Here is a 7079-nt window from a genome sequence, read left to right on the forward strand (position 1 = left end):
AATGATGGCAATTTATAGCGAAGAAAAAGTAAATTAGACCTCCTTTTTTCATGAATAATAAACTTAAGTTCCTAATATCCTTCATCAGCCTGTTAGGACTAATCTGGGTATTAAATAACCGAATCACCGTTATTCCTCCTCTTGGTAAATTCTTCGACCCATATTCAGGTTTTTGGCAAAATGCCGAACATAACAATCAAAACGCCGAAGTTTCTAAGAAAATCGATGGAATGTCCGATTCTGCTTCTGTGGTTTTTGACGAAAGACTTGTGCCTCATATTGAAGCCAAAAACCTACACGATCTTTATTTCTTGCAAGGCTATATCACTGCAACTCATCGACTTTGGCAAATGGAAACCCAAACCAGAGCTGCATCCGGCAGGCTTAGTGAAGTGTTGGGTGCCAAAACCTTGGACTTGGATAGAAATTTTCGAAGACTTGGTTTGCCACATTCTGCCGAAAAATCATTGGAGATTTTCAAAAAAGATAGTCTTACCAATGCCATAGTAACTGCTTATACTGATGGCGTAAATGCCTACATAAAAACCTTGGATTCCAAATCTAAACCGTTGGAATATAAATTGCTAGATTACCATCCCGAACCCTGGTCTGAAATTAAATGTGTGCTTCTTCTGAAGTATATGGCTAATATGCTGACCGTACAAGAATATGACTTTGAAAATACTAACCTTTTAAATCTTCTGGGCAAGGCAGATTTTGATAAACTTTTTCCTAATTTTTATGATAAACAAGATCCCATAGTGCCCAAAGGAACTCCCTTTCAACCAGCAGCAATAACTCCGGTAGCTCCTCAAAAAGTCTCCATCGATTCTAAAGTCCTCGAAACTGTTCCAAAAGATTACCCGGATAATGTGGGTTCTAACAATTGGGCTGTATCAGGTAAAAAAACCGCTAGTGGATATCCCATTCTTTGCAATGATCCTCATCTCTCCCTAAATCTGCCTTCTATTTGGTATGAATGCCAATTAACTATGCCGGGAATGAATGTATATGGAGCATCACTTCCCGGAGCGCCTGCCGTTATTATTGGTTTTAATGATTCTATCGCTTGGGGGGTTACTAATGGAAGCATGGATGTAAAAGATTGGTACAGCATTGAATTTAAAGACCAATCTAAAAACGAATATAAATTCAACGGTGAATGGAGAAAAACTACCAAAGTAGTGGAAGTAATCAAGGTCCGCGGCCAAGCCGATGTAATTGATACAGTTGTTTATACTCACCACGGTCCGGTGGTTTATGAAAAGGGAACTAAAAGTAAAGTTGGTAGTAACTTGAACCTGGCGGTGAAATGGGAAGCCCTTAATCCTTCAAATGAGTTAATGACCATGTTTAAGCTAAATAAGGCAAAAAATTACAACGATTATGTGGATGCTCTCAAGCATTTTCAGTGTCCTGCCCAAAATTTTGTCTATGCGGATGCAGGTAATAACATTGCTATCTGGGAGCAAGGTCATTTGCCAGCCAAATGGAAGGATCAAGGTAAGTTTGTTATGGATGGTTCCGAACCTTTGAATGATTGGCAAGGGTATATCCCTCAAGATCAAAATCCTCACGTCCTTAATCCGGAACGTGGATTTGTTTCTTCCGCTAACCAACACCCTACCGATGAAACATATCCATATTGGTATTCAGGTGTTTATGAAATGTATCGGAACCGCCGAATTAACAATGAATTAACTCGAATGAATGGAATAACAATAGATTCTATGCTTCAATTGCAATGCGATAAGTACAGCATTAAAGCAGAAGAAACTATGCCACTGTTGGTTAAATACCTTAAGAATAATGCATTCCATAATATGAAAGCCGAAGGCAGAGCTTGGAACGAAATAAAAAAATGGGATTATCAAATGTATTCAGGAATTGTTTCTCCTTCCATCTATAAATTTTGGACCGATACTATGATGGCTCTCATTTGGGACGAAATTCCGGTAAAGGAAGGCAGGATGAAATGGCCTAGCTTAGATGCAACTATTCGAATGATGAACCTGGAGCCCAATAGCGATTATTTCGATGCTAAACGTACCAAAGGTTTACGGGAAAATGCAGTTACATTAACCTATGATGCCTTTTATTGGACTGCCGAAAAACACTATGATAAAGTTGCTAATACGAGTTACGATATGAGATGGGGCATATTTAAACATACCTCTGTGGACCATCTGGCTAAAATCCCCGCATTCGGCGTGTTTCATGTTGGTGTTGGAGGTGAAAAAAATTGTGTTGATGCTATTTCTGAACACCATGGTCCAAGCTGGAGAATGGTTGTGCAACTAGGACCCCACGTTGAAGCTTATGGTGTATATCCCGGCGGACAGAGTGGAAACCCCGGTAGCTACCACTACATTGAGTTTGTGGATAATTGGAGTAATGATAAATATTATAAACTGAATTTCTTCCAGCCTGGAAAGGTTGACTCCAATCATGTGATGAGCACCTGGAAGGTAAATTAAGGCAAATGACAAATAGGATTTTGTTCTCGCTTTTCTTTTTCTTTTTTTCTCAGCTTGTTTTTTCCCAGAAATTTCTTCATTCAACCGAAAAGGAAGATACCAGGAAAATCATTCAATCCTCAATTGATACTGCTGATTCAGAGGAAATTATCACAATCGGTTTTTTCCCCTCTTATGAATCGGTTTTTGTCGATTTTCAGTCGGTAAATTCTTCAATTACTCAAAAATATGGCCCAAAGAATGCCTTCTCTAACCTACAGTATGTTGGAATTGGCTTTATGGAAAATTTGGATGTGGTTAGGAAATACAAGGTAATTCTAATTTCAGGTTTTCAATATTTGTTGCCCCAATTTCTACATATAAACGATTCTGTTTCTTTAATGCTCTCAGGTTATAAAATTCCTATTGAAATTCGATACGACTTGCTGCCTAACAAGCCCAAAATAGATTTCTTGGTAGGCGCTGGTTGGGACTTTGGTGAACTAAAATTACTATCCAGAGGAATTTCAAGATTCCCTAACTATGTTCCTGCAGTAAATAAATTCTCTGCCTTAAAAATGGGCATAACTATTAAGGTTGTGTTATTCAAAGGGGTATCAGCATTTGCCGGAATTCAGTATTATGGAGACTTCTCCAACATGGCCTGGAAGAATAAGGTAGCTGATGTGCCAAAATATGGCAATTTCGCTATGACCGGTTTGTCTGGAAATGGCGGTTTGGTATTTGAATTTATTGCTAATTAAGGAACAGGATCATGACCATGGCCACCCCATGGGTTACAAGAAAGAATCCTTTTTAAAGTTAAAAATCCCCCTTTCCATGGGCCGTATTTCTGAATTGCCTCTATTCCATATTGCGAACAGGTTGGAGTGTACCTGCAGGTAGGTGGTAAGTATGGAGAAATAGCTTGTTTATAGAATTTAATTAGCAATATCATTCCTTGTCCCATCATTTTTTCCAACATGATTTCCCAATTCTTTAAGTAGTTTATTTATTCCCTTCTCCAATTCTCCGTAAACAGGAAGTTGTTTTCCCACAAAAACTAATCCCAAATGGCATTTCTTGTTCGAACTTATTAATTCCTGATAAAGAAGTTCTTTTTTATGACGCCAAATCTCTCTGGTTTGGCGTTTTATTCTGTTTCGATCATGTGCCCGTTTGAAACTCCGTTTAGAAACCACTACCAACACTTGACAAGGTTCTTGATTGGAATCATCTACCCAATGAATCAAAACCCTGTATGGATAAGCCATAAATGCTTTACCCTCGTTAAAAAGCTGCTCTACCTGCTTCTTTCCGCATAGTCTTTCATTCTTGGTAAAGGTGGCCATGATGCAAAACTAGCTGAGTTTGGCTTTGAATGATTAGGAATTCTTTTCCTATTTTATTCTTCCCAAACAAATTTATACCTTCGCCCCATGATTACACAGGAACAGATCACTGCTTTCAGTGAGCGCCAGCAGGCGTTAAGGAGGTCTCTTTGACATCGATACTAAGTTACGTCAAATTGCTGAAGAGGAAACCATTACACATGATCCTAAATTCTGGGATGATCCCAAAAAGGCCGAAGAGATTCTAAAGAAAATTAGCGAGAAGAAATCCTGGACAGAAGGTTTTGCTAAGCTGGATAAAAGCATGGAAGATTTACAAACCATGTTTGAGTTCTTTAAAGAAGGTGAAGCCTCTGAATCAGATTTGGAAGGCCAGTTCAAGGAAACTCAGCAATCTTTAGAAGATATGGAATTCAAAAAGATGCTAAGTGGAAAAGAAGATGCCTTAAATGCTGTTATTACCATCAATAGCGGTGCAGGTGGCACTGAAAGTTGCGATTGGGCTTCCATGTTAATGCGTATGTACATCATGTGGGGTGAAAAAAATGGCTATAAAATCAAAGAAATTGACCTGCAGGAAGGCGATATTGCCGGTATTACTCAAGTAACGCTTGAATTTGAAGGCCCATATGCTTATGGCCATTTAAAAGGAGAAAATGGAGTACATCGATTGGTACGAATTTCTCCTTTTGATGCAAATGCCAAACGGCATACTTCCTTTGCCTCGGTTTATGCATACCCCGTCATTGATGATACCATACAAATTGATATAAACCCTTCCGACCTTGAATGGGACACCTTTAGATCGGGTGGGGCGGGTGGACAAAATGTGAATAAAGTTGAAACAGCGGTTCGGGTTATTCATAAACCAACCGGAATTGTTATTAAAAACCAAGAAAGTCGCTCCCAACAAAACAATAGGGAAAATGCGCTTAAACTTTTGAAGTCTCAACTGTACGAAATCGAACTCCGAAAAAGACGTGAAGTAATTGATGCTATTGAAGGTTCTAAAATGAAAATTGAATGGGGATCCCAAATTCGGAATTACGTTTTGCACCCCTATAAACTAGTTAAAGATCTTCGCACCAATTACGAAACCTCCGATGCACAAGGTGTTTTGGATGGAGATTTAAACCCTTTTATCAAAGCATGGCTGATGGAATATGGTGACTAATCCCGCCCGTTTAACCACAAAATCTGTTAACCCCGACTTCTAGATCCTGATTTGGCATCATTTTAGGTAATTTAGTCCGCCGATTAGAATGAATTTTATGCAAAAAATTATGAATAAGTTCCTTGGAATTGCCCTTCTTTCAGGGCTTTTGATTCAATCTTCTTACGCCCAACGTACCATCTATGGCGAAGCTAAACTGAAGTTTGATGATGTGTTGGAATTGATTGACCGTTCGTATGTGGACACTGTGAATCAGGATAAACTGGTGGAAGATGCAGTAATTGCTATGACCAAGGACTTAGATCCACACTCCGAATATATGACCGTGAAGGAGTTTAAAGAAATGAATGAACCCCTTAAAGGTAATTTTGATGGAATTGGGGTTCAATTCAATATCATGAAAGATACCATTGTGGTTCAAGCTACCATTAGCGGTGGCCCTTCTGAAAAGTTGGGAATCATGGCAGGTGATAAAATTGTGAAAATTGAGGATACTACCGTGGCCGGTATCAAAATAACCAATAACGATGTTATTAAAAAACTTAGAGGGCCAAAAGGAACCAAAGTCAGAATTAGCATCATGAGAAGAGGTGAGAAAAAACTCATTGAATACACCATCGTTCGTGATAAAATTCCAATCTTCTCCGTCGATGCTTCCTATATGCTTACCCCGGAAATTGGGTATATCAAGGTGAATAGATTTGCCCAAACTACCATGCAAGAATTTAACGATGGACTTAAAAAATTGCAAGCGGCCGGGATGAAACATTTTGTGCTTGATTTACGCCAAAATTCAGGTGGCTATCTCAACACAGCCAACGATTTAGCCAATGAATTCCTTCAAAATTCCAACCTCATTGTTTACACAGAAGGGGTTTCGAGCCCTAAAAAGGAATTTCGTGCCGATGGAAGAGGTAAATTAACCAAAGGCCGATTGGTAGTGTTGATTGACGAAGGTTCAGCATCAGCTTCTGAAATTGTAAGTGGTGCTATTCAAGATTGGGACAGAGGCCTTATTATTGGAAGAAGGTCCTTCGGTAAAGGTTTGGTTCAAAATCCTTTTACTCTCCGCGATGGATCGGTACTTAAACTTACCACCGCTCGGTATTATACCCCGGCCGGACGTTGTATTCAAAGACCGTATGACGAAGGTAAAGATGATTATTACCAGGAAAGAGCCCGCCGCCAAAAAAGTGGTGAGTATTTTAGTAAGGATAGCATTCATGTTGGTGATACAGTGAAATATTATACCGCCAATAAGCGAGTTGTTTATGGTGGAGGTGGTATCATCCCCGATATCTTTATCCCGGTTGATACAACGGAAAACTCCGATTATTTAACCGACCTTTTTAGTAAAGGAGTTTTCAATCAATTTGCCTTTAGTTATATTGAAAAGGATCGTAAAGGGTTTGCCGCTAAATACCCTGATTTAGACACCTATATAGCACGTTTCGATCCAAAAACCGTTTTGCCTGAATTCATTGCCTTTGCCGAAAAGGAAGGGGTGAAAAAAGAAGGAAACTTTGATGCAAAAACAGATAGCTTAATGTTGGCTAAAATTAAAAAAACAGTTCCAGGCCTTAAAATGGATGATCCGAAATTGAAAGATTTTCAAGAGTATGCCAGAAAATTGGCTGCCCAAGAATATGCTAAAGGGTATGAAAAATCTTTACCAACTATTTTGGAACAGATAAAAGCCAGAATTGCCTCAAACCAATGGCAAAATGAAGGCTTTTACAGGGTTATTAACCAAGGAAGCAAAGAGGTTGAAGCAGCCATAAAAGCTATTAATGGAAAAGAATACTCGGAGTTTAAAGCCAGAGAATAATTAAACTCGATTATATAAAAGCCCGTACCTCAAGTTCGGGCTTTTTTTCTTCCTCATTTGCATAGATTCATTTTCTTTGCATCCGTATTGGAAATGCTACCGGAAATGAAGGAACTCTTGAAAGATAAAATTGTACTTGGATTAATTGCTTTGATGCTGGTTGTAACCGGTATCACTTATTCCAACCATTTCAATAATCCTTTCAATTTTGATGATGCGCATACCATTGTCACTAACCAATGGATACGCAATGTCAAAAATATCCCGCA

Annotated in this window: 6 protein-coding genes; 4 read left to right on the plus strand and 2 right to left on the minus strand. The window is 38.9% G+C overall.

Going from position 1 to position 7079, the window contains the following annotated elements; genetic code table 11:
- The first annotated feature begins 50 nt into the window (after positions 1–50).
- Both K1X82_14075 and K1X82_14080 read left to right on the plus strand, forming a co-directional pair.
- Entirely contained in the window at positions 51–2477 is a 2427-nt protein-coding gene (locus tag K1X82_14075; protein ID MBX7183234.1) for a penicillin acylase family protein, read from the plus strand.
- A 5-nt stretch (positions 2478–2482) separates the two neighbouring features.
- Positions 2483–3220, plus strand: coding sequence for a hypothetical protein (locus K1X82_14080; protein MBX7183235.1), 738 nt, complete (start codon positions 2483–2485; stop codon positions 3218–3220).
- Here the strand turns inward: K1X82_14080 and yidD are convergent.
- Entirely contained in the window at positions 3217–3426 is a 210-nt protein-coding gene (yidD, locus tag K1X82_14085; protein MBX7183236.1) for a membrane protein insertion efficiency factor YidD, read from the minus strand. The genes K1X82_14080 and yidD overlap by 4 nt on opposite strands.
- Positions 3398–3808, minus strand: a complete 411-nt coding sequence (rnpA, locus tag K1X82_14090; GenBank protein ID MBX7183237.1) for a ribonuclease P protein component — start codon at positions 3806–3808, stop codon at positions 3398–3400. Before rnpA ends, yidD begins: the two co-directional genes overlap by 29 nt.
- A gap of 154 nt (positions 3809–3962) precedes the next feature.
- On the opposite strand from rnpA, the gene prfB reads away from it, so the two are divergent.
- Positions 3963–4982, plus strand: coding sequence for a peptide chain release factor 2 (prfB, locus tag K1X82_14095; GenBank protein MBX7183238.1), 1020 nt, complete (start codon positions 3963–3965; stop codon positions 4980–4982).
- 97 nt (positions 4983–5079) lie between these two features.
- On the plus strand, positions 5080–6810 hold the full coding sequence (locus K1X82_14100; GenBank protein ID MBX7183239.1) for a S41 family peptidase: 1731 nt from the start codon (positions 5080–5082) through the stop codon (positions 6808–6810).
- Positions 6811–7079: the final 269 nt, after the last annotated feature.

Source organism: Bacteroidia bacterium (assembly GCA_019695265.1).
Lineage (GTDB): Bacteria > Bacteroidota > Bacteroidia > JAIBAJ01 > JAIBAJ01 > JAIBAJ01.

Excerpts from the sequence above, each read along its gene's own strand:
- K1X82_14075 (MBX7183234.1), top strand. The coding sequence starts at position 51 with ATGAATAATAAACTTAAGTTCCTAATATCCTTCATCAGCCTGTTAGGA.
- K1X82_14080 (MBX7183235.1), top strand. The coding sequence starts at position 2,483 with ATGACAAATAGGATTTTGTTCTCGCTTTTCTTTTTCTTTTTTTCTCAG.
- yidD (MBX7183236.1), bottom strand. The coding sequence starts at position 3,426 with ATGGGACAAGGAATGATATTGCTAATTAAATTCTATAAACAAGCTATT.
- rnpA (MBX7183237.1), bottom strand. The coding sequence starts at position 3,808 with ATGGCCACCTTTACCAAGAATGAAAGACTATGCGGAAAGAAGCAGGTA.
- K1X82_14100 (MBX7183239.1), top strand. The coding sequence starts at position 5,080 with ATGCAAAAAATTATGAATAAGTTCCTTGGAATTGCCCTTCTTTCAGGG.